General features: G+C 40.8%; 13 protein-coding genes and 1 tRNA gene. 9 read left to right on the top strand and 5 right to left on the bottom strand.

The features are described from left to right. Positions 1 to 24: 24 nt before the first annotated feature. Entirely contained in the window at positions 25 to 2,868 is a 2,844-nt protein-coding gene (gene polA, locus LV92_RS10845; RefSeq protein WP_111623687.1) for a DNA polymerase I, read from the bottom strand. Between the two features lie 44 nt (positions 2,869 to 2,912). Then, on the bottom strand, positions 2,913 to 3,908 hold the full coding sequence (locus tag LV92_RS10840; RefSeq protein ID WP_111623686.1) for an isoaspartyl peptidase/L-asparaginase family protein: 996 nt from the start codon (positions 3,906 to 3,908) through the stop codon (positions 2,913 to 2,915). A 42-nt stretch (positions 3,909 to 3,950) separates the two neighbouring features. Between LV92_RS10840 and LV92_RS10835 the strand changes: the two genes are divergently transcribed. The 3 genes from LV92_RS10835 (at position 3,951) to LV92_RS10825 (ending at position 6,347) form a co-directional block, all read left to right on the top strand. Further along, positions 3,951 to 4,679 carry a copper homeostasis protein CutC gene (locus tag LV92_RS10835; protein WP_111623685.1) on the top strand — a complete coding sequence of 243 codons (729 nt, stop codon included), beginning with the start codon at positions 3,951 to 3,953 and terminating at the stop codon, positions 4,677 to 4,679. Between the two features lie 50 nt (positions 4,680 to 4,729). Beyond that, positions 4,730 to 5,959, top strand: a complete 1,230-nt coding sequence (locus LV92_RS10830; protein ID WP_111623684.1) for a metallophosphoesterase — start codon at positions 4,730 to 4,732, stop codon at positions 5,957 to 5,959. Positions 5,960 to 6,050: 91 nt separating this feature from the next. Continuing rightward, complete coding sequence (locus LV92_RS10825; protein WP_072862855.1) at positions 6,051 to 6,347, top strand: thioredoxin family protein; 297 nt, start codon at positions 6,051 to 6,053, stop codon at positions 6,345 to 6,347. 57 nt (positions 6,348 to 6,404) lie between these two features. Here the strand turns inward: LV92_RS10825 and LV92_RS10820 are convergent, their stop codons facing one another. Further along, complete coding sequence (locus tag LV92_RS10820) at positions 6,405 to 9,737, bottom strand: glycosyltransferase family 117 protein (RefSeq protein ID WP_111624105.1); 3,333 nt, start codon at positions 9,735 to 9,737, stop codon at positions 6,405 to 6,407. A 284-nt stretch (positions 9,738 to 10,021) separates the two neighbouring features. Here LV92_RS10820 and LV92_RS10815 point away from each other — a divergent pair. The 3 genes from LV92_RS10815 to LV92_RS10805 all read left to right on the top strand — a co-directional run bounded on the left by LV92_RS10815 (position 10,022) and on the right by LV92_RS10805 (position 13,154). Beyond that, a tRNA-Gln gene (locus tag LV92_RS10815) sits at positions 10,022 to 10,093 on the top strand. 564 nt (positions 10,094 to 10,657) lie between these two features. Further along, entirely contained in the window at positions 10,658 to 11,920 is a 1,263-nt protein-coding gene (locus tag LV92_RS10810; RefSeq protein WP_111623683.1) for a sialidase family protein, read from the top strand. Positions 11,921 to 11,990: 70 nt separating this feature from the next. Beyond that, the gene (locus LV92_RS10805) at positions 11,991 to 13,154 is read left to right on the top strand and encodes a sialidase family protein (RefSeq protein ID WP_211322963.1); all 1,164 of its coding nucleotides are present in this window, start codon (positions 11,991 to 11,993) and stop codon (positions 13,152 to 13,154) included. 109 nt (positions 13,155 to 13,263) lie between these two features. Here the strand turns inward: LV92_RS10805 and LV92_RS10800 are convergent, their stop codons facing one another. After that, complete coding sequence (locus LV92_RS10800; protein WP_111623682.1) at positions 13,264 to 15,621, bottom strand: alpha-L-fucosidase; 2,358 nt, start codon at positions 15,619 to 15,621, stop codon at positions 13,264 to 13,266. A 566-nt stretch (positions 15,622 to 16,187) separates the two neighbouring features. Between LV92_RS10800 and rimP the strand changes: the two genes are divergently transcribed. Genes rimP through infB form a run of 3 tightly spaced genes read left to right on the top strand, consistent with a single transcriptional unit; the run spans position 16,188 to position 20,758 of the window. Next, positions 16,188 to 16,649 (top strand): ribosome assembly cofactor RimP, encoded by a 462-nt coding sequence (rimP, locus tag LV92_RS10795; protein WP_111623681.1) that lies wholly within the window; start codon positions 16,188 to 16,190, stop codon positions 16,647 to 16,649. Positions 16,650 to 16,662: 13 nt separating this feature from the next. Then, positions 16,663 to 17,895, top strand: a complete 1,233-nt coding sequence (gene nusA / locus LV92_RS10790; RefSeq protein WP_031442384.1) for a transcription termination factor NusA — start codon at positions 16,663 to 16,665, stop codon at positions 17,893 to 17,895. A 43-nt stretch (positions 17,896 to 17,938) separates the two neighbouring features. Then, positions 17,939 to 20,758, top strand: coding sequence for a translation initiation factor IF-2 (gene infB, locus LV92_RS10785; protein WP_111623680.1), 2,820 nt, complete (start codon positions 17,939 to 17,941; stop codon positions 20,756 to 20,758). A 47-nt stretch (positions 20,759 to 20,805) separates the two neighbouring features. Here the strand turns inward: infB and LV92_RS10780 are convergent, their stop codons facing one another. Then, positions 20,806 to 21,177 carry an SPOR domain-containing protein gene (locus LV92_RS10780; protein WP_072862846.1) on the bottom strand — a complete coding sequence of 124 codons (372 nt, stop codon included), beginning with the start codon at positions 21,175 to 21,177 and terminating at the stop codon, positions 20,806 to 20,808. Positions 21,178 to 21,295 lie beyond the last annotated feature (118 nt).

Raw genomic sequence — 21,295 nt, 5'->3', positions numbered from 1 at the left:
TTCCTGTTTTTTATAAGCCTGGGCTTAATGGGCCTCCAGCCAATTATTTCCAACGCCCAATTCCACATCTAAGGGCACGGATAATTTATAGGCGTTTTCCATTTCTGTCTTGATCATGGTCTTTAATTCCTCCAATTCGGGCTTATATACGTCGAACACCAATTCATCATGCACTTGTAGGAGCATCTTACTTTGGTATTTTCCTTCTTCGAGTTTTTTATGAATATTGATCATTGCAATTTTTATAATATCAGCGGCACTTCCCTGAATTGGCGCATTTACTGCGTTGCGTTCCGCGGCTCCACGTACAATGGCATTACTTCCATTAATATCCTTTAAGTATCTGCGTCTCCCCAATACCGTTTGCACGTACCCATTTTCTCTAGCGAATTCTATTTGTTCACTAATATAGTTGCGCAATTTTGGGTAGGTTTTATAATAGGTCTCTATTAGCTCCTTGGCTTCCGCACGGGATAGGTCGGTTTGGTTGCTCAATCCAAAAGCCGAAACTCCATATATTATTCCAAAATTCACTGTCTTGGCATTGCTTCTCTGTTCCCTGGTAACATCTTCTAAGGGGACATTAAATACCTTGGAAGCGGTGGAGGCGTGAATATCCTCTCCGTTTTTAAAGGCCTCTATCATGGTAGACTCATCGCTAAGAGCGGCAATAATCCGCAATTCTATCTGCGAATAATCCGCTGCCAATAAGGTGTAGTTTTCGTTTCTTGGAATAAATGCCTTTCTTACCTGTCTTCCCCGTTCCGTTCTAATGGGGATGTTTTGAAGGTTGGGGTTGTTGCTGCTTAACCTTCCGGTTGCGGCAACGGTTTGCATATAGTCCGTATGTACTCGGCCTGTACTTTCCTCAATTTGTTCCGGTAGGGCATCCACATAGGTGCTCTTTAGTTTGCTGAGCCCACGATAGTCCAATACACTTTGAATTATTTCATGGTCTTTTGCCAGATAGGACAGTACATCTTCTGCTGTGGAATATTGACCCGTTTTGGTCTTTTTGGGTTTGTCCACCAGTTTTAGTTTATCGAATAATATTTCACCCAATTGTTTTGGTGACGCAATATTGAATTCCTCCCCTGCTTCCTTGTAGATCTTTAATTCCAGGTTTTTGATGTCGTTGTCCAGATCCTTGGCAAGCGAATTTAAAAAGGCCTTGTCCAGGTTGATTCCTTCCTGTTCCATGTCGGCCAGGACGTGTAATAAGGGAATTTCTATATTATTGAATAATTCCTCCGTCTTTGCCTCTTTCAATTCTGGTCGAAAGTGTTGTGCCAATTGAAAAGTGATATCGGCATCCTCTACGGCATATTCGGTTTGTTGTTCCAAAGGAACATCCCTCATAGATAATTGGTTTTTTCCTTTTTTTCCAATTAGCTCCGTTATTGAAACGGGGGTGTAGTTTAAGTAAGTTTCTGCCAACACATCCATGTTATGGCGCATGTCCGGATTAATAAGGTAATGGGCAAGCATGGTATCAAAGCATTTGCCCTTTAAGGAGATGTTATATTTGTGCAGCACCTTGATGTCATACTTTAGGTTCTGCCCAATTTTTTCAATGTCTTCCGCCTCAAAAAAAGGTCGTATCTGTTCAATAATCTCCTGTGCCTGCTCCCTGTCTTCGGGAAATGGAACATAAAATCCTTTACCGGCTTCCCAGCTAAAAGCTATTCCCACCAACTCTGCCGTAAGTGGATTAAGTCCGGTGGTTTCGGTGTCAAAACAAACCGAAGTTTGTTTCATTAAATTCAGAATAAAAAGTTTCATGGCCATCCCAGGCAGTATACTTTGGTATACATGGGAAACTTCCTTTATATTTTTTCTACTGGATACTTCCTTTATTGTTCCTCCCGTGACCTGACCGTCACCTCCGAATAAGGAAAATTGGCCCCCTCCCGCCTCTGTTTGTTTCTTTTTTGAAGTGTTGGGCTCTTGCTTACTCTCCGCTGTGCTATCGCTATCCGATTCGGACGAAAAGAGCTTTAGGAATTGGTCTTTTAGTCTACGAAATTCCAGCTCCTCGAAAATCTCCTGTACTTTTTCGCCATCGGGCATGGAAAGCTCGTAGTCTTTGGCGTCAAAGGTTACATCGCAATCCACAAATATGGTGGCCAGTTTTTTGGAAAGAATGCCCAACTCTGCATTTTCTTGGACCTTTTCCTTCATTTTGCCTTTGAGTTTATCGGTATTGGCAAGCAAATTTTCCATTGAACCGAATTCCTCAATAAATTTTTTGGCGGTTTTGTCGCCCACTCCTGGTAATCCTGGAATGTTGTCACTTGCATCGCCCATCATCCCCAAATAATCTATTACCTGTTCCGGACGTTCAACGCCAAAGCGTTTTTGGACTTCGGGAATGCCCCAAATTTCTATGCCATTGCCCAATCTTGCCGGGCGGTACATAAAAATGTTCTCGGATACCAATTGTCCAAAATCTTTATCCGGGGTAACCATGTATACCTTATAGTCTTCTTTTTCCGCCTGCTTGGCCAAGGTGCCTATAATATCGTCGGCCTCCATTCCTTCCAGTTCCACTACGGGAATATGCATGGCCTTCAATATATTCTGAATATAAGGCACGGCTATTTTAATGGCGTCGGGAGTGGCATCCCTATTGGCTTTGTATTCGGCAAACATTTCGGTACGGTCGGCACTTCCTCCCTTGTCAAAACAAACTGCCAAATGATCCGGTTTTTCCCTTCTTATTACGTCCAATAAAGAATTCATGAATCCCATAATGGCGGAGGTATCCATTCCCTTGGAGTTTATCCTTGGGTTTTTTATGAGTGCGTAATAACCCCGAAAAATGAGTGCATATGCATCAAGTAAGAAAAGTCTTTTTTGTTCAGCCATTATGTTTGAGTCTTGTTAAGATTTGGATATTGTGAAATTGATTATTAGGATTTCAAAAAAGTCTCCGTCGGGTTGTTGCTTTGTCCTGCCTCTGTAAATTTGCTATAGCTAAATCCAGGATGTATGCAATAACCTCCAGTTTCCCCTTTCTTGTTGATGGCGATAAACCCAATTTGGAAATCCCTTCTGTCCTTGTTCTTTTCCATGATTCGTCTTACGCCTTCCTCGCATGCCTCTTGTGGCGATTTCCCCTGGCGCATAAGTTCCACGATAAGGAAGCTGCCAACGGTTCGCACTACTTCTTCCCCGACTCCTGTTGCTGTTGCCCCGCCAACTTCGTTGTCTACAAACAGTCCGGCCCCTATAATCGGGGAGTCGCCAACACGTCCGGCCATTTTATAGCCCATTCCACTTGTGGTACAGGCTCCCGCAATATCTCCATTTTTATCAATGGCCAACATACCTATGGTATCGTGGTTTTCTATATTGATAATGGTTTCGTACTTGGATTTCTTTTTCCACTCCAACCAGTCTTTTTTTGCCTTTTCAGTAAGTAAATTGGTTTTAGGGAACCCTTTTTCATAGGCAAATTGCTCTGCTCCCTTTCCGGCCAACATTACATGGGGTGTGTCTTCCATTACCTTTCTTGCAACAGAAATAGGATGGGCAATATTTTCCATACATAACACCGCCCCGCAGTTTCCATCCTTGTCCATGATACAGGCGTCTAAGGTAACATGGCCATCCCTGTCCGGTCTTCCGCCGTTGCCGACCGTTTCGTTGCTAAGATCTGCCTCCTCTATCATTACCCCTTGTTCTACTGCATCCAACGAAGAGCCTCCTTTTTCCAGAACCTCCCAAGCCTTTGCCGTGGCATTCTTGAAATTCCAAGTGCAAATGACAATAGGTTTTACCGTTTCCATACCTTCTGACGTAGGCGGTAACTCTTTTTTTGCATCGCTATATGATGCGAAAAGTGGTGCTGATATTATTCCAGCGGTACTCAAGGTGGAATTTTTAAGGAAATTTCTTCTTTTCATAAGACAGTGTTACTTAATTTTAAGGCTCTAAATATAAGAAATATGATTGTAGAAGTATGTGCCAATTCTTTAGAATCTGCCCTAAATGCCCAAAAAGCTGGTGCTGACCGAATTGAGTTGTGTGCGGAGCTTGCCGTAGGTGGGGTCACCCCTTCTTTTGGTCTCTTGCAGCTTATAAAGAAACATATTTCTATTCCAGTAAATGTATTGATAAGACCCAGAAGTGGGGATTTTACCTATTCCGATCTGGAATTTGAGATTATGAAAAGGGATATTGCATTGTGCAGGGACCTCGGTTTTAATGGAATTGTTTCAGGGGTGCTGTTAAGGGATTTTACCTTGGATTATAAAAGGACAAAAGAATTGATAGAGGTGTCCAGACCTTTGCAATTTACCTTTCACAGGGCTTTCGATTGGGTAGGGGATCCTATGGCTACTTTGTTGCAATTGCAGGAATTGGAAGTAGATACCATATTAAGCTCTGGGCAGCAAAATTCTTCGGTTCAAGGAATGGAGTTGTTGACCGGGTTGTTAAAAAAATCCAAGGGCTGTGTTATAATGCCCGGGGGAGGTATACGCGATACTAATGTGTTGGAATTTAAGCAGCCGGGCTTTGGCGCAGTGCATTTGTCCGGGATAAAATTTCATAAAACGTTGGATCATACACCTGAAATTCCAATGAGCAGCCCCGGGTTTCTTAGGGATGATGAAATTGGCATCAGCGATTTGGCTACTCTGAAGGAGGTGGTCCGCCTAGTTAAAGAAAAGTAAAAAACCACCTAATGGATTTGAAACCAATATCTTTACTAAAAAAATAAGGAATGCTACGTTGGATTGTTTTTATTGTCATTTATATAACGCTCGGAATTTATACTTTGCAAGCCATAAAGGCCTCAACCCGATATCCCTGGGTCTATTATGCTTATATGGCATTATCACTATTTGTTTTAGGGAATTTCATTTATCAGTTTACCATGGGCGATGCCCCTGGTAGGGTGTTGAGTGTACCAAAAAGTTATGCTTTTGGTCTCTTGTTGGCAATCCTCACTTTTATGTTGATTACCATTGTATTTTTATTCTCCGAAGATATTTTTAGATTTCTTACTGCAAGCTATCACAAAATATTTGGCGGCACCAAAGAATTCAGCCTACCCGCGAGAAGACGTTTTTTAAGTACCCTTGCCATGGGTATTGCCGCTTTGCCATTTTCGGCCTTGTTGTATGGGATGATTAAGGGGAAGTATAATTTTAAAGTACTTAAGTATAATTTGGAATTCGACGATTTGCCCAATAGCTTCGATGGATATCAAATAACCCAAATATCGGATGTGCACAGTGGTAGTTTTGATAATAGGGAGAAAATTGAATACGCAATAAACTTGATAAATAAGCAAAAAAGTGATGTGTTGCTTTTTACGGGAGATATGGTGAACAACATGGCAGAGGAAATGTTGCCTTGGAAAGACCTTTTTTCTACCTTAAACGCAAAAGACGGGAAGTTTTCAGTCTTGGGGAACCATGATTATGGGGATTATGTAAGCTGGGAAACCGAAGAGGCCAAAAGCAATAACTTGACCGATCTTAAAAATATTCAAAAGGACATGGGCTTTGACCTCTTATTAAACGATAGTAGGTACTTGCAAAAAGGAGGGGATAGGATTGCTTTGATAGGTGTTGAAAATTGGGGCAGGGGAGGATTTAAAAAAGCGGGAGACCTTAAAAAGGCTGTCTCCAATATTAACAAGGATGATTTTAAAATTCTAATGAGCCATGATCCATCCCATTGGGAGGATCAAGTTTTAAAAGATGATTATCACTATCATCTCACCTTAAGCGGACATACCCATGGGATGCAATTTGGAATAGAAATTCCAGGATGGATAAAATGGAGCCCGGCTAAATGGAGGTATAAGTATTGGGCCGGGGTGTACGAAGAAATGGGGCAGATGATAAATGTAAACCGGGGATTTGGATTTTTGGGATACCCTGGAAGGGTGGGTATATGGCCAGAAATTACTGTAATTACCTTAAAAAAGAGGTCGTTAACCTGATTTTAACTACTACCTTGTCGACAAAAACGATAGCACTAGTTGTGTTTTAACATTTTTTCTTATTTTTGATTTATAACCCAATGTATAGTATATGTCTAAATTTGGTGAATTAATTGATATTAATGTTCCCGTGCTATTGGATTTTTACGCTGAGTGGAACGAACAGTCAACAGCCATGCACCCTGTACTACGGGATGTTGCCGCGGCCTTGGGCGATAAGGGCAAGGTTATTAAGATTGATGTGGATAAGAATAAGGAGCTTTCCCAAGCATTGCGGGTGAAAGGCCTGCCAACCTTGATGATATACAAGAAAGGTGAAATGGTTTGGAGGCAAAGTGGGGAACAGGATGCTAATACCCTTATAGGTATACTCAATGAGTATCTCTAACTAATTAAACATTATACAAAAAAAACCGAGACTTAAGTCTCGGTTTTTTTGTGTCCTTTATTCCGGAATTGCTATGCTATCCAATTGTTCTTCCGGTATAGCATCTATAGCAGATGAATCTATTAGATCGGGATCCGAAGTTGGAGCCTGTATGCCCTCCATTGGATCGTTGCGATAAAAGCGTTCAAACTTCTCTATGTATTCGTTGAAGATAAGCGTTTCCTTTTCGGCGGTTTCCTGATCCTGGTTAGTGATTAAAATGTCTATATTTCTACTGTAGGCCTCTAGGTCGGGAATAATTTCGTCCAAGAACATTCGCTGTTCCTCAAAGGGTAAATTGGCGTAATAATTCAATCGTTCCTGATAAATGTTTTTTAATTTTTGAAATAGGTCCCTAGCTTTTCGGGTTTCCCCTACTTTAAAATATCCATCTATAAAAGGTTCTACAAAAGCGTAGTACCCGAAATATTCAACAGGCATATTTTCCATTGCAATATTGATGACGTCCTTCGCCTTTTCAATCTTGTTTTCGTCTATCAAAGTTTCGGTAAGCCGCGCCAAGTTACCTCTAAAGGAAAGAGCCTGTGTTCTTGTTTGGGGGTCGTGATAGATATCCTGGCTTCCCGCATTGCCCCAATCCCATTTTTTTACAATGTCGTACATAAGATCGGAATCTATTCTACCCATCTCATAAGTACTCCTATTGGTTGTTTTAATAGGGACCAGTTTGTAGACTAGGCCATCCAATTGAAGATAATCTTTCATCCAAATGTATTCTGCGGCATCAAAACTTCCCCCGGAGAAATATATGGGGCGTTTCCAGTCATTGTTGGCAATGATGTCCAACATCAGGATTCGGTTCTTGGGCAGGGCACTTTTTGGTAGGTCAATATCAATATAATCAACAATTAATGCCGAATCTTTTTCTTTGACCAAGCCACTCTCCAGAACATTTTTCTTGTTTACCGGAACCCTAATTTTATTGGTCGGATAGTAGACAACATCCAAATTGCTTTCGGAATACTGACTCAGATCCGCGCCTTTCTTCTGTAATATACTTCTAAATTTCGTTTGTTCCTTGTCACTACCTACCCAGTTCATAAAGTCTTTTATGTCCCATCTGCTCTCGGTAAGTTCGTTAAAGTATATGGCGTCCCTAGATCCCCATTTGTATTCGTTATGGGTAAGTTGAGAGGGAATAGGTTCACTTTCGTAGGCCTTCTTTTTCATTTGGTCTATATACCAATCTGTGGCAAAAAGGCTTGTGTTTACCACGCGTACGTCCGTTCTGTAACCTTCAATTTCCTGGGCGTACCACAGAGGGAAAGTATCATTGTCCCCAATAGTGAACAAAATTGCGCCCGCGTCTTCCTTGGTCGATTCCAGATAGGCCTTTGCGGTAGATTTAGCGGTAAATTTATTGGATCTGTCGTGGTCGTCCCAATTTTGGAATGCCATTACTCCCGGTACGGCCAAAAGGCAGAGAATAGTAATTCCGGGAGCCAATATTTTGGGACTCAATAGCTTTTGGAATTCATCAAATAGTCCGTACACCCCCAAGCCGATCCAGAGGGCAAAAACATAAAAGGAGCCCACTAGGGAATAGTCCCGCTCCCTTGGTTGAAAAATGGCCGGATTGGTGTAAAACTGGATGGCAATACCCGTAAACATAAAGAATACGAATAAAGCCCAAAATTGTTTGGGGTTTTTGCTTATTTGGAAGATAAGACCAATAATACCTAGAAGTAAGGGGAGGAAGAAATAGGTGTTCCTGCCTTTGTTGTTCTTAATATCGCTAGGAAGGTTCTCCTGGCTGCCCAACCTGGCATTGTCAACAAAGTTTATACCGCTTAACCAATTTCCATGGTTGTCATATCTTCCTTGTATATCATCTTGCTTGCCAACAAAATTCCACATAAAATAACGCCAGTACATATAGCCAAACTGAAATTGGAACATGTATTTTATATTTTGCATTACTGTTGGGGGCTGTACATCAATATATTCGCTAAACTCTCTAAGGAATCTCATATATTGGGAAGTGTCTATTTCTCCCTTGGCGTAACCGTCCTTAAATTGGTTTACGGCTTCCCTTAGTTCGTTGTTTCCAAGGTAATCAGATTTTATCCTAAAGGTCAGCGGGTCAAAATACTTCATATAATTCTCTGCATTTTGTTCGCTCCACATCCGTGGCAAGAGTCCCACATGATCAGAGTTTGGTCCTTGTAACGCATCCTCATAGTTGTTTACAATAATATACTTTCCTGCCTTTAGGTCTTTTTCGTATTTGGGTTTCTCGTCCTTTTCATCGCCTGCAGGCGCAAAAGTGTCGGAGTAATAGGCGCCATAAACCGGGCTGTCTACTCCGGGGTATTGTTCACGGTTGTAATAGGCCAACAAAGATCTGGCATCCGAAGGATCGTTTTCGTTGATTACCACATCGGCATTTGCCCTAATGGGAAGCATTAGCCAAGAAGAGAACCCTAAAAATAAAAACATTAGACAGAGCACAATGGTGTTTGCTATTGTGTAGTTGTTATTGCGGGTATAACGTAAACCCCAATAAAAAACTCCTATAAAAATGAGGCCCATGATAATGGTTCCCGAGTTAAATGGTAGGCCAATGGTGTTGATAAAAAACACCTCGCTCCAACCAAAAACTTTTAGCACATAGGTCAATGAAAATTTATAGACCAGCATCAATATGGCAACCACAATAATATTGGCCAATAGAAAATTCTTAATGGTAGTGGTTTGGTAGGTTTTAAAGTAGTACAACAAACCAATTGTGGGTATCGCCAGGAACCCCATAAACTGTATTCCAAAGGTAAGTCCAACCACAAAAGAAATAAGTATTATCCATTTATTACCTCTTGGATTCTCCAGGTCATCTACCCATTTTAATCCTAGCCACAGCAGCAGGGACATAATTAAACTGGCCATTGCGTAGACTTCGGTTTCTGTTGCGTTGAACCAAAAACTATCAGAAAAGGTAAAGGCCAAGGAACCTACGATACCACTCCCTAAAATGGCCAAAGCTTTGCTATTTGTTATGACTTCCTCTTTAGAAATTAGTTTTCTTGTTAGGTTGGTAATGGTCCAAAACATAAAGAGGATGGTGAAGGCACTGGAAACCCCGGAAACGAGGTTTACCATTTTTGCAACCTGGGTAGGTTCCAAGGCGAACAGGGCCATAAATGCCCCGATCATTTGCAGTAAAGGTGCTCCTGGTGGATGCCCTACCTGTAGTTTGGCCGCTGTTGAGATATATTCACCTGCATCCCAAAAACTACTAGTGGGTTCAACAGTTATTCCGTAGGTGATAAGGGCTATAAAAAAAACAAACCATCCTGTGATGGTATCCCATTTTTTGAAATTTTTTGAAAACATGCGGTTTGTCGTTTGTCCGAAGGGCGAATTTACTAATTTAAAAATATAATGGGATATATATTTCATAAACCTTTAACATGATATATGGGTCAAGGCGACTTCATTAAGTAGGCCAATGTGGGTAATGCAAAGGAGTATTCCTTAAGGGCAAGTAGTTAATGCTGTTGCTGGAACCCTTACAGTGCTGGTTGTGGTGGAATATTTTTCTATTTTTTTGGAATATGGCACAAAAATATTTGTGCATATAAAACTTTGTTTTAAATTTGCACGCTCAAACGAGGTAGTGGCCTATGGTGTAATTGGTAACACAGCTGGTTTTGGTCCAGTCGTTCTAGGTTCGAGTCCTAGTAGGCCAACTTAAAGTTTAGAAGTAAAATCCCAATGCAAAGGTATTGGGATTTTTATTTTAGATGAAATTCTCCAAATGCCGGAGATTAGGTATAATCCCAACTTCTTTTCAGTAAAAAAGTAACATTTCATAATCCAACTACCATAGCGATATTTTTATAAATCGTATACTTGTTCCTAATAGCTTTTCCGTGGAAAATTGTTGGTTGAACAGTTTTTTTCCAGGTTTGTTCACCCATTGTTTATGTCTCTTTAGTTTAATGTAAATATGACATCATAAAAATTGATTATCAGCAATGTAAAATGTGCAATATCTCTTTTTGTGGGCGACATCAACTACATTTGGATTGTTATAAGCTTATAAAAAGCATATACTTAATTTCCAAAAAAAATCGGACAAAGTTGGAATATGGAGTGTTTCATATTATATTCCCACTTTTATTCAACGATAAAAAAATGAGATACTTTCATGAAATTTGCTTAATCGTTTAAATCAAGAATGTTGTTTTACCTAGGGGCGTCAACATGTTGTTGTATCAAAAAGCGACCAAATTAATAAAGAGAGTACAATTATGAATTTACGTAATTTTTCAAGACTTAGTGTTTTTCTATGCCTAACTATAATATGCTTTTCCTCTACAAGGGCACTAGCTCAGAAACACCAAAAGGAGCAGCCTGGCAGTGCAGGTAAATCGGCTTATGATTTTAATCCCGAATATGAGAAGGTCAAGTCTAGGGTGAGTTATGTTCCGGGCGTTAAGGTGATCAGAGGGGAAACCCATGTAATTGTTCCCGAACAAGAATTTTTCTGCCCTGCCGGCAGTGTTTTTAAATTCAATAATGGGGATATTCAGGTTTTTGACAGGCGTTCTAGTGATGGTGGAAAGACTTGGCTCCAGGTAGCCCATATTCTAGAAAATTCTACCTACCAGTACCCTGATCCGGATGGGGAAGTAGTCATGTTTCAATCGGATAATCAGGCGGGAGGTTCGACCAGCGCGGGAAGACCGGAAATCTCTTTGCAAAAGACCGATGAAGAAGGAGTTTTGGAAGCTAATTTTTTTCGTTCAAAGGATAATGGATTAACTAGGGTAAGTGATCCTGCAAGAGTTTATTTGCCTGAAAAATTTAAAAATTGGTCGGGCGTTTTATGCCGTAATATTGTTGGACTCAATGATGGGAGCCTTCTTATGAGTATGTACCTCAGAAGTGGGGACAAGAAATCCATTGAGAATAAATTCCGAGACATTGTTCTAAAATCCTCTGATAGAGGTAAGACGTGGCATTATCTATCTACGGTAGCCTTTGATATGTCGGAAGATAATAGGGGAGAAGGCTTTAATGAAGCATCATTGCTGGTCCTTCCCGACGGTAAAATTAATTGCTACATGAGGTCGGGTGCAAGTTACCAGGCCTCCTTAGGTAGCTTTAATAACAATGATTGGGATAATAAAATGCCTTTCAGTTTTGGGCAACAAACACCTATCTATAAGACTGTTTCAGTTGATGGTGGTAAAAACTGGAGTATGCCGGACCCCATAACTTCCCATGGTGTTTGGCCGGATGCCACTCTAATGATAAATGGGATTATAGCACTTACTTATGGGCGACCGGGCAACTGGATAATGTTTAATCTAGGGGAGAGCGATACCTGGGGTCCAATTATTCCATTTTATAATGATCTTTATCCCCCGGATTGCGGAAATTATGTATCAGTTGCGGAAGTAGCTCCGGACATTTTGCTGGTAGTGTATTCCCGCACCAACCCAAACGATCATTGGAAAAGTGAACTCGTGGGCACCTACTTTAATGTTAAGGCCATGACGGAGAAGTAACTAGAACGCCTAGGAGACTAAACAAATTAATAGATTAAGCCCAAATTGGATTTATAAATAAATTTGATATATGATGAATTTAAAAGTTTGCTGCGTATTTCTTATCACCACAATGACATACAATTTGTGTCTTGGTCAAATGGATAAATCCTTCCTTGATCCGCCCAAACTAATAAAGAATCCATCATCAGTGGAGTATTATTCACCCGAAAACAGAAAATTTACTGGTATTTCTAGCCTCGCTGTTAGCCCTAAAGGGCGAATGTGGGCTACATGGTATTCTGGAATAACACCGGGGGAAGATGCTAATAATTATGTAGTTGTTGCTACTAGTGGAGATCAAGGGCAAACTTGGGAAGAAGTACTTGTGATAGATTCTGATAAACAGGGTCCTGTTCGGGCATTTGATCCTGAACTATGGATTGACCCTGAAGGTAAACTCTGGATTTTTTGGTCTCAATCAATTCATAAGGAGATGGATAAGCATTACGATGGCATTAATACAGGTGTGTGGGTTTTGACGATGGATGATCCAGAAGAAAGTAACCCAACTTGGCCCACCCCTAAACGAATTGTTGATGGTATTATGATGTGTAAGCCAGTCGTATTATCTACAGGTGAATGGGTTTTACCAGTCTCAACATGGCAAATAAACGATGGGGCAAAAGCAGTTGTATCAGTTAATCATGGCCAAAGCTGGCAAGTACGGGGCGCCGTTAACGTTCCAGAATCGGCGCGTAATGCTGATGAACACATGATTGTTGAGAGAAAGGATGGGTCATTATGGATGCTTGTTAGAACCAAATATGGGATGGGTGAAAGTATTTCAAACGATAAAGGTTATTCTTGGACTTCACTAATACCCTCTAGAATTCAACACCCCACTGCTCGATTTTTCATTTATCGACTCAATTCTGGAAATCTTTTACTAGTAAAACATGGGCCAATAGATATGAAAATTGGACGTTCCCACCTCATGGCTTTTGTTTCAAAAGATGATGGATATTCATGGTCCGATGGGTTGTTACTGGATGAAAGAAAAGATGTGTCCTATCCAGATGGTCAGCAATCAAATGATGGAACTATTTATATTACCTACGATTATAACCGCAGAAGTGATCAGAAGATCTTTGTTACTAGTTTTTCTGAGGAAGATGTGGCGCTGGCTTCCAGCAGAATAATTTTAGAAGTTTTTAATCGACGGATACTTATAAGCCAAGGTGGTGCAGAATAATCCAATAATTTAGGTTATAAAGGTGCATATTTAGCAATAAAATGGATTGATGCTATAGAAGTCCCAAGATTTCCATTTGGTTTTCTAATATTGATTCTAATTTTGCAGTTTATTTTTCCGAAAAATAAACTGTAAAATTATCAATAAACATCCTTTCATCTTCCCCGTCCATGGTAAGTCGGAGTTTTGAGGTTTTGGCCACAGGGAAAGTTTGAATGCGCTTCCTGCCTATGCTTTGGCCTTCTGCAATAGTTTTCCATTGCTTGTCAATGTAGGCGTCAACTTTATATGACTTGATGTGTTGGCCATTTTCAATATCTTCCTCAAGGACCAGTAGGTTCACTTTTTGCTTTTTGTGAAAATCAATGCCAAGTTGGTTATTGGGTTGATCAGCTTTTGAGGAGGTACTGCCCAAAGGTGATGCAAAAGTCTCTTCCAGCGACTTGCCAAATTCGGATAATCGCTTTACTTCAGCCTCTGGAATAAGGCCAGTGGTGTCTGGTGTCATGTTGACAAGGAGGTTGGCGCCACGCCCTATCGATTCAAAATATACTTTCTTTAAGAATGGAATATCCCTCAATGTATTGTCCGAATTTGGTGTCCAGAACCAGGTACTTCTGGTATGCAGATTGGCCTCAGCAGGAATCCATCCGGCATTTTGTGGCCCCACCCACATGTCGAGACCTTCTCCTGGTTTTACAATATTATCCAAGGGATAAGCGGCCCAACCTTGTTCGCTCCCAGACCACCTTACATCGGGTTTGGTCCCTCCCATTATCACTGCTTGGGGTTGTAGATGTTTTACCATGGAATGGATAGCATCGCCGTAGGCTGTTCCAAATGGTTGCATGGTTTCAGGGTCCATTACATCCCAGCCAAAGGGGTCGTAGGCGCCATCGAACCAAAGGTATGATATCTCGCCATAGTTGGTCAGTAGTTCCCTCAGTTGTTCCATAAATACGGGAAAGTACTTGTGGATATCCCCTACAATTTTTCTTTCACCCTGGGGGTCTGTGGTACTACTGCATCCAAAATGCTTATCGCCCCCTGAGATATATAGGCCAATTTCAATATCATATTTGCGGCAAGCTTTTACAAATTCGCCCACCACATCGCCTTTGCCCTCTTTCCAGGGGGATTTCTTTATGGAGTAATCCGTAGTTTCGGTTGGCCACAGGCAATAGCCATTATGATGTTTTGCTGTTAAAACAATATGCTTGGCGCCAAAGGATTTGGCAGTTTTCACCCATTGCTCGGCATTCAATTGGGAAGGGTTGAAAATATCGGCATCAGGAACGGACATCATATCGGATTCGATATAAGCAGCTGGACCGTAGTGAACAAATGCTCCCAATTGTCTTTCCTGAAACACAAGCTGTTGAGGGGTGGGTTTGGTTTGGAACTCCGATGTGGGGGTAATTTGAACGCCCAGTTTGCTCTCGCCTGCAGTCAATACCGGCGCCCATTCGCCTTCATGTTCGGGTGGAGCTTTGGACTGTTTTCCAGTATCTTTAAAAAAATGTTCAAACAACTGCCGGGGTGTTCCCTTATAAGTAGCCCTTTGCAAATCACCTGCAATTTGTTGATTTCCTCCCGTAAAATAAAGAATGGTTTTGCCATTGAAATAACACAATTCCACATCAGAGGCATTATTTTCGCTGATTTTAGGATCAGTCAATGGCATGTTAAAGTGGGTTGAGTCAAAAGTAACGAAAGGCCTCTCTTTCGGTGCATCCTCCCATTGAATCAAATCTTTTGAGCGCGTAATATGTGTTTCCCATGATTTGTTAAGTGCCTCCAGGTAGAGGGTATAATACCAACCTCCTTCATAGTATAAAGCAGGACCACCTACATATTTGTTAGTTCCATAAATGGCATCGGGAATCTCCTTCCAGTTGATCAGATCCGTTGATTCCAAATATCGGAATGTAAATGGTTTCCATTGGGAGTCATTGGTCTCGTAAAGTAGTATAAACTTATCCTTGCCCCTGCAGACCGCGGTATTGAAAAAGAACTCTTCACCTGACGCCTTAAATACAGTTTGGGGCTTCGTCCAATTCTTTAAATTTTTAGAACTGGTCATGGTTATTTCTGTCATCTTACGCCATGGTTTTCCTTTTCCGTAATTTCCGGCAAAAACGTAAACAACGCCTTTCCAGACCAATACAGTTCCAAAACCATGATTTTTTAAGGGAACCGAAATTAGTTTTCCTGATTCTATGTCCCTTATGCGAACTTCGTCCTCGTGGAAAAAATCTCCTGGCTTTGCTCCCGGCACATCCCAAAACTTTTGGTTGTTTTCCAACAGGTATAATTTATTGTCGAAAACAAAGGGAGAGGTTTCTACTAGTGGGGATCCAAGCCGTTCTTGTTTTTTTATTGGATTCTCAAAAGGTGTTTGCGCAAGAATGTTACAACTAATAAGGCAGGCCATTAAAAAGGCACACAGTTCTGTTAATTTAATCATCGGTCAATGTGCTTGTTACGAGCTCTAAAAATATGATGAACCTTTATTAAAAACTACTTGATTTTACTCAATGTATGATGATAATTTAGCCAATCTTCAATAATTGAATGGAAACAGGGAGATAACCAGTGAAGTTGGTTTGGTCTGGTTTGGAAGGTATAGTCATCTGGGATTATTTTTAACTATACATTTTAAGGTTTTTGCAAAATGTCCATCTGGGAATGAACATTGCTATTAAAAATGCCGCGCACAAGGGTTAAGGCATGGTTTGAAATGTAGGGATTAGTTTTTGTTATTTTTTTGTGATATAGAAGGATTGGCCTTTGTAGAGTGTCCGTAATTTTTGGAATCCTTTTTAGAATAAATAACTTAGATTATTGTGGAATCTAAAAATTATGTATATTTGCGGTGCTGAAAGAATATAAAGTATTCATGAGGGGACATTTTGTCCCCTCTTTTATTACTATACTTTATTTAAACGGCACGGTAAGAAAACAGCTTTACGTTATATTCTGAGGCAGGTCGATTTCAGATTTGGGAGCATATGTTTAATAAAACCGAAGTATATGTTGAAGGATAAAGTTACTGCACTTTTAGAGGAAGCGTTAAAGGAGAATCAATCACTTTTTTTATTGGATTTTTCGATATCCGCAGATAATAAAATAAGGATAACCTTGGACGGTGACCATGGAGTTACCTTGCAGGATTGCATGAATGTAAGTAGGGCCATAGAACACAATTTGGACCGGGAGGAAGAGGATTTTTCCTTGGAAGTGGCTTCTGCGGGAGCGGCTTCTCCGATCAAGTTGCCCAGGCAGTACACAAAAAATATTGGTAGAAAACTTGAAGTTAAGACCCAGGATAGGGAATTCGAAGGCAAGTTGACAGAGGCATCAGGGGATAGTATCACCCTGGAGTGGAAAGATAGGGAACCCAAACCCATAGGAAAAGGGAAAATTACGGTTCAGAAAAAGCAGCAAATTGCAATTTCTGATATTAAGGAAGCTAAAGTTGTATTAAAATTTTAATTGTAGTTCAAAAATGGAAAATATTGCGCTAATCGAATCTTTTTCGGAATTTAAAGATGATAAATTCATAGATAGGGTAACGCTAATGGCGATTTTGGAGGATGTTTTTAGGAATGCGTTAAAGAAGAAGTTTGGTTCCGATGACAATTTCGATATCATTATAAACCCGGATAAAGGGGATTTGGAGATTTGGAGAAACAGGGTTGTGGTAGAAGACGGGGAAGTTGAAGATCCTAACGAAGAGATATCCCTTTCTGCAGCCAGAAAAATTGAACCGGATTTTGAGGTGGGTGAAGATGTGTCAGAGGAAGTAAAATTGATAGATCTTGGAAGAAGGGCTATTTTGGCCTTAAGACAAAATCTTATTTCTAAGATTCACGAGCACGATAATACCACGATCTACAAGCAATTTAAGGATCTTGAAGGTGAGATTTACACCGCTGAGGTACATCATATTAGACATAAGGCCATTATTCTTTTGGATGATGAGGGAAATGAGATTATTTTACCAAAGGATAAGCAGATTCCTTCAGATTTCTTTAGGAAGGGAGATAATGTACGCGGAATAATAGAAAGCGTTGAGCTTAAGGGCAACAAGCCTACCATAATTATGAGCAGAAGTTCCCCTTTGTTTTTGGAGCAATTGTTCTTTCAGGAAATCCCTGAAGTTTTTGATGGCTTGATAACCATTAAGAAGGCAGTGAGAATTCCAGGTGAAAAGGCCAAGGTGGCTGTGGATTCCTACGATGATCGTATTGATCCTGTAGGTGCCTGTGTGGGAATGAAAGGATCCAGGATCCATGGAATTGTCCGTGAATTGGGCAATGAAAATATAGACGTAATAAACTGGACCAGTAACCCACAATTATTGGTTACAAGGGCTTTGAGCCCTGCCAGGGTGTCTTCTGTGAAATTGAATGATGAAAAAATGACCGCCCAGGTGTATCTTAGGCCAGAGGAAGTTTCCAAGGCTATTGGTAGGGGAGGTCACAATATTCGATTGGCAGGACAATTAACTGGTTATGAGATCGATGTTTTCCGTGAAGGTGTGGAAGAGGATGTTGAGCTTACTGAGTTCTCCGATGAAATTGAAGCATGGATCATTGAAGAATTTAAGAAAATTGGTATGGATACCGCCAGAAGCGTTTTGGAACAAGATGTGGATGATTTGGTAAAAAGAACCGATTTAGAAGAGGAAACAATTTTGGAAGTTGTGCGAATTCTTAAGGAAGAATTAGAAGATTAAACTATATATTAGCAGTAAATTACAAGAATAGGAATTTTTTTTTATGGCGGATAATGCAACGATAAGGCTTAATAAAGTCCTAAGAGAACTTAATATTTCATTGGACCGTGCGGTAGACTATCTCGGGTCCAAAGGGCACGATATAGATGCACGGCCTACCACTAAAATATCCAATGAGGTATATCAGGTTCTATTGGACGAGTTCCAAACGGACATGAGCAAGAAAGTTGCGTCCAAAGAGGTGGGTGAAGAAAAGAGGAAGGAAAAGGAAGCCATACGATTACAACTGGAGCAAGAGCAGGAAGAGAAAAAGCTTGCAAGGGAAAAGAGGGCCGAGAAAGATAATGTTATCAAGGGTCGAGTGGAACTTGCCGGTCCAAAAACTGTTGGAAAGATAGATTTGGACGCTAGCAAAAAACCAGCTCCTGCCGAACCGGTTAAATCGGAAGAGGTGGTTCCTGAAAAAACTCCGGAAAAAGCTCCTGAGAAAGTAGCGGAAAAGACTCCTGAAGTAGTAGCCAAGGAAGAGCCAAAAGTTGAAGTGCCAGAGAAAGTGGAAGTTCCTGAGGCCAAGAAAGTTGAAGAGACTCCTAAGTCGGAAACCGTTAAACCTGAAGAGGTTAAAGAGGTTAAGGCGGAGAAGGAAGAAAAGCAGGATGAGACTCCTGCTGAACAGGAGGCATCGGCAGAAAATGAGGTTATTGCTACCAAGTATCAAAAACTAAGTGGGCCAAAAATCATGGGGGACAAAATAGATCTCACAAAATTTGAAAAGCCCAAGAAGAAAAAAGAAGCACCTAAGGCTGGTGATACTGCCGATAGGAAAAAAAGAAGGAAACGTATAGTTTCCAAACCTGGTACGGAATCTTCGAGCAGGCCGCCAGCTGCAAAAGGAAGAGGTCCTGTTGTAAGGAGGGCCCCTGGCCAGCGTTTTGTGTCCAATGCCAAGGTAGAGCCTACCGAGGAAGATGTACAAAAGCAGGTAAGGGAAACCTTGGAGAAACTTCAAGGAAAATCCAAAAAAGGAAAAGGTGCCAAGTATAGACGGGATAAGCGGGATCAGCACCGTCAACAAACTGAAAAGGACCTTGAGCAACAGGAACTGGAAAGTAAAATATTAAAGGTTACGGAATTCGTTACGGCCAGTGAAGTGGCTACCATGATGGATGTGCCTACTACTAAGATTATATCTGCGTGTATGTCCCTTGGAATCATGGTAACCATGAACCAACGATTGGATGCGGAGACTTTGTCCATTGTGGCCGATGAATTCGGTTATGAGGTAGAATTTGTAACCGCCGACTTGGAAGAAAGTATTGTGGAGGAAGAGGATTCCCCAGAAGATTTGAAACCAAGAGCTCCAATTGTAACGGTTATGGGGCATGTGGATCACGGTAAAACTTCCTTGTTGGATTATATTAGAAAGGAAAATGTTATTGCCGGGGAGAGCGGAGGAATTACCCAGCACATTGGTGCTTATGGGGTAACCTTAGAAAATGGTCAAATGATCTCCTTCTTGGATACTCCTGGTCACGAGGCGTTTACAGCAATGCGTGCGCGTGGGGCCCAAGTTACGGATATAGCTATTATTGTGGTTGCGGCAGATGATGATATTATGCCACAGACCAAGGAGGCCATAAGCCATGCGCAAGCAGCGGGTGTTCCTATAATTTTTGCGATCAACAAAATTGATAAGCCTACTGCCAACCCTGAAAAGATTAAGGACGGTCTGGCACAAATGAACCTTTTGGTGGAAGATTGGGGTGGTAAGATACAGTCCCATGATATTTCTGCAAAGACCGGTCTTGGAGTTAAGGAGTTGTTGGAAAAAGTGCTTTTGGAAGCAGAACTTCTTGAATTAAAGGCCAATCCAAATAAATTGGCGTCAGGAACTGTTGTGGAAGCCTTTTTGGATAAGGGCAGGGGGTATGTCTCTACAATTCTTGTTCAGGCAGGTACCTTAAAAATAGGAGATTACGTATTGGCGGGAACATGTAGTGGTAAGGTAAAGGCCATGCAGGACGAACGTGGTAATATTATTAAGGAAGTAGGGCCGTCACGACCAATATCCATATTGGGATTGGACGGAGCCCCTCAAGCAGGGGATAAGTTTAACGTTCTGGAAGATGAGCGTGAAGCTAGGCAAATTGCTACCAAGAGATCCCAATTGTTGCGTGAGCAATCGGTTAGGACACAAAGACATATTACTTTGGATGAGATTGGACGACGTATTGCGTTGGGCGACTTTAAAGAATTGAACATAATTCTTAAAGGGGATGTGGATGGTTCCGTGGAGGCCTTGACAGATTCGTTCCAGAAATTGTCTACAGACGAAATACAGGTTAATATTATCCATAAAGCGGTTGGTCCAATTACGGAATCGGACGTATTGTTGGCTTCTGCCTCTGATGCGGTTATTATTGGATTTAATGTGAGACCTATGGGCAATGCCAGACAGGTGGCCGAGAAAGAAGAAATAGATATTAGAATGTACTCTATTATTTATGATGCCATCAATGATCTTAAGGATGCTATGGAGGGCATGTTGTCGCCTGAAATGAAAGAAGAGATTACAGGAACGGCGGAAATTCGTGAAACCTTTAAAATATCCAAAGTGGGTACCATTGCAGGTTGTATGGTGACCAGTGGTAAGATCTTTAGAAATTCAAGTATTAGATTGATCAGGGACGGTGTGGTTATCTACACAGGAGAGTTATCTTCGCTGAAGAGGTTTAAGGACGATGTTAAAGAGGTGTCCAAAGGTTATGACTGTGGATTGCAGGTTAAAAATTATAATGATATTCAGGAGTTGGATATCGTGGAAGCATTCCAGGAAGTGGCTGTTAAGAAGAAATTGAAATAACCGGATATTCCTTATATAAAGAGTAAACTATAAAAGAAAAAAGCGACCTAATTGGTCGCTTTTTCTGGTTTTAAGAGCATGGCACTCGGATATTTTTGTCTTACTTCTATAAGTTTTCGCTCCCCTTCCAATTGGGTCTTAAATCTTCCTATCCTAACCCTGTAGCTCGGGGATTCAAAATCTATTTTTGTGGGCCAATCGGGGAAATCCTTATCTACATTGGCCTTCAGGGTTTCTGCTTCCTGAAAGGAGCCAAATCCAACCTGAATTCTATAATGGCTGCTGTTTTCATTCACAGATTTGTAGATTCCAAGTAGGTTTGTGATCTTTTCGTCTTGCTGAATGTTGATATTGCCCTGTTGTCCGTGGCAATAAAATACGGAACAGGCTAAAATAAGGGTAAAAGAAATGGTTTTCATAGGGTATTTATGTTATGAAATTTAGACAGTACAAATGTAAATTATTCAGAATCAATCAAAAGATTTTATTTTTATTTAGAATTGGTATAAATTATAAATTATCAATACCTTAACATTT

This window comes from Arenibacter echinorum, assembly GCF_003259375.1.
Lineage (GTDB): Bacteria > Bacteroidota > Bacteroidia > Flavobacteriales > Flavobacteriaceae > Arenibacter > Arenibacter echinorum.
The sequence above is the reverse complement of the archived record's forward strand: the minus strand, read 5'-3'. Positions and strand labels throughout refer to the sequence as shown.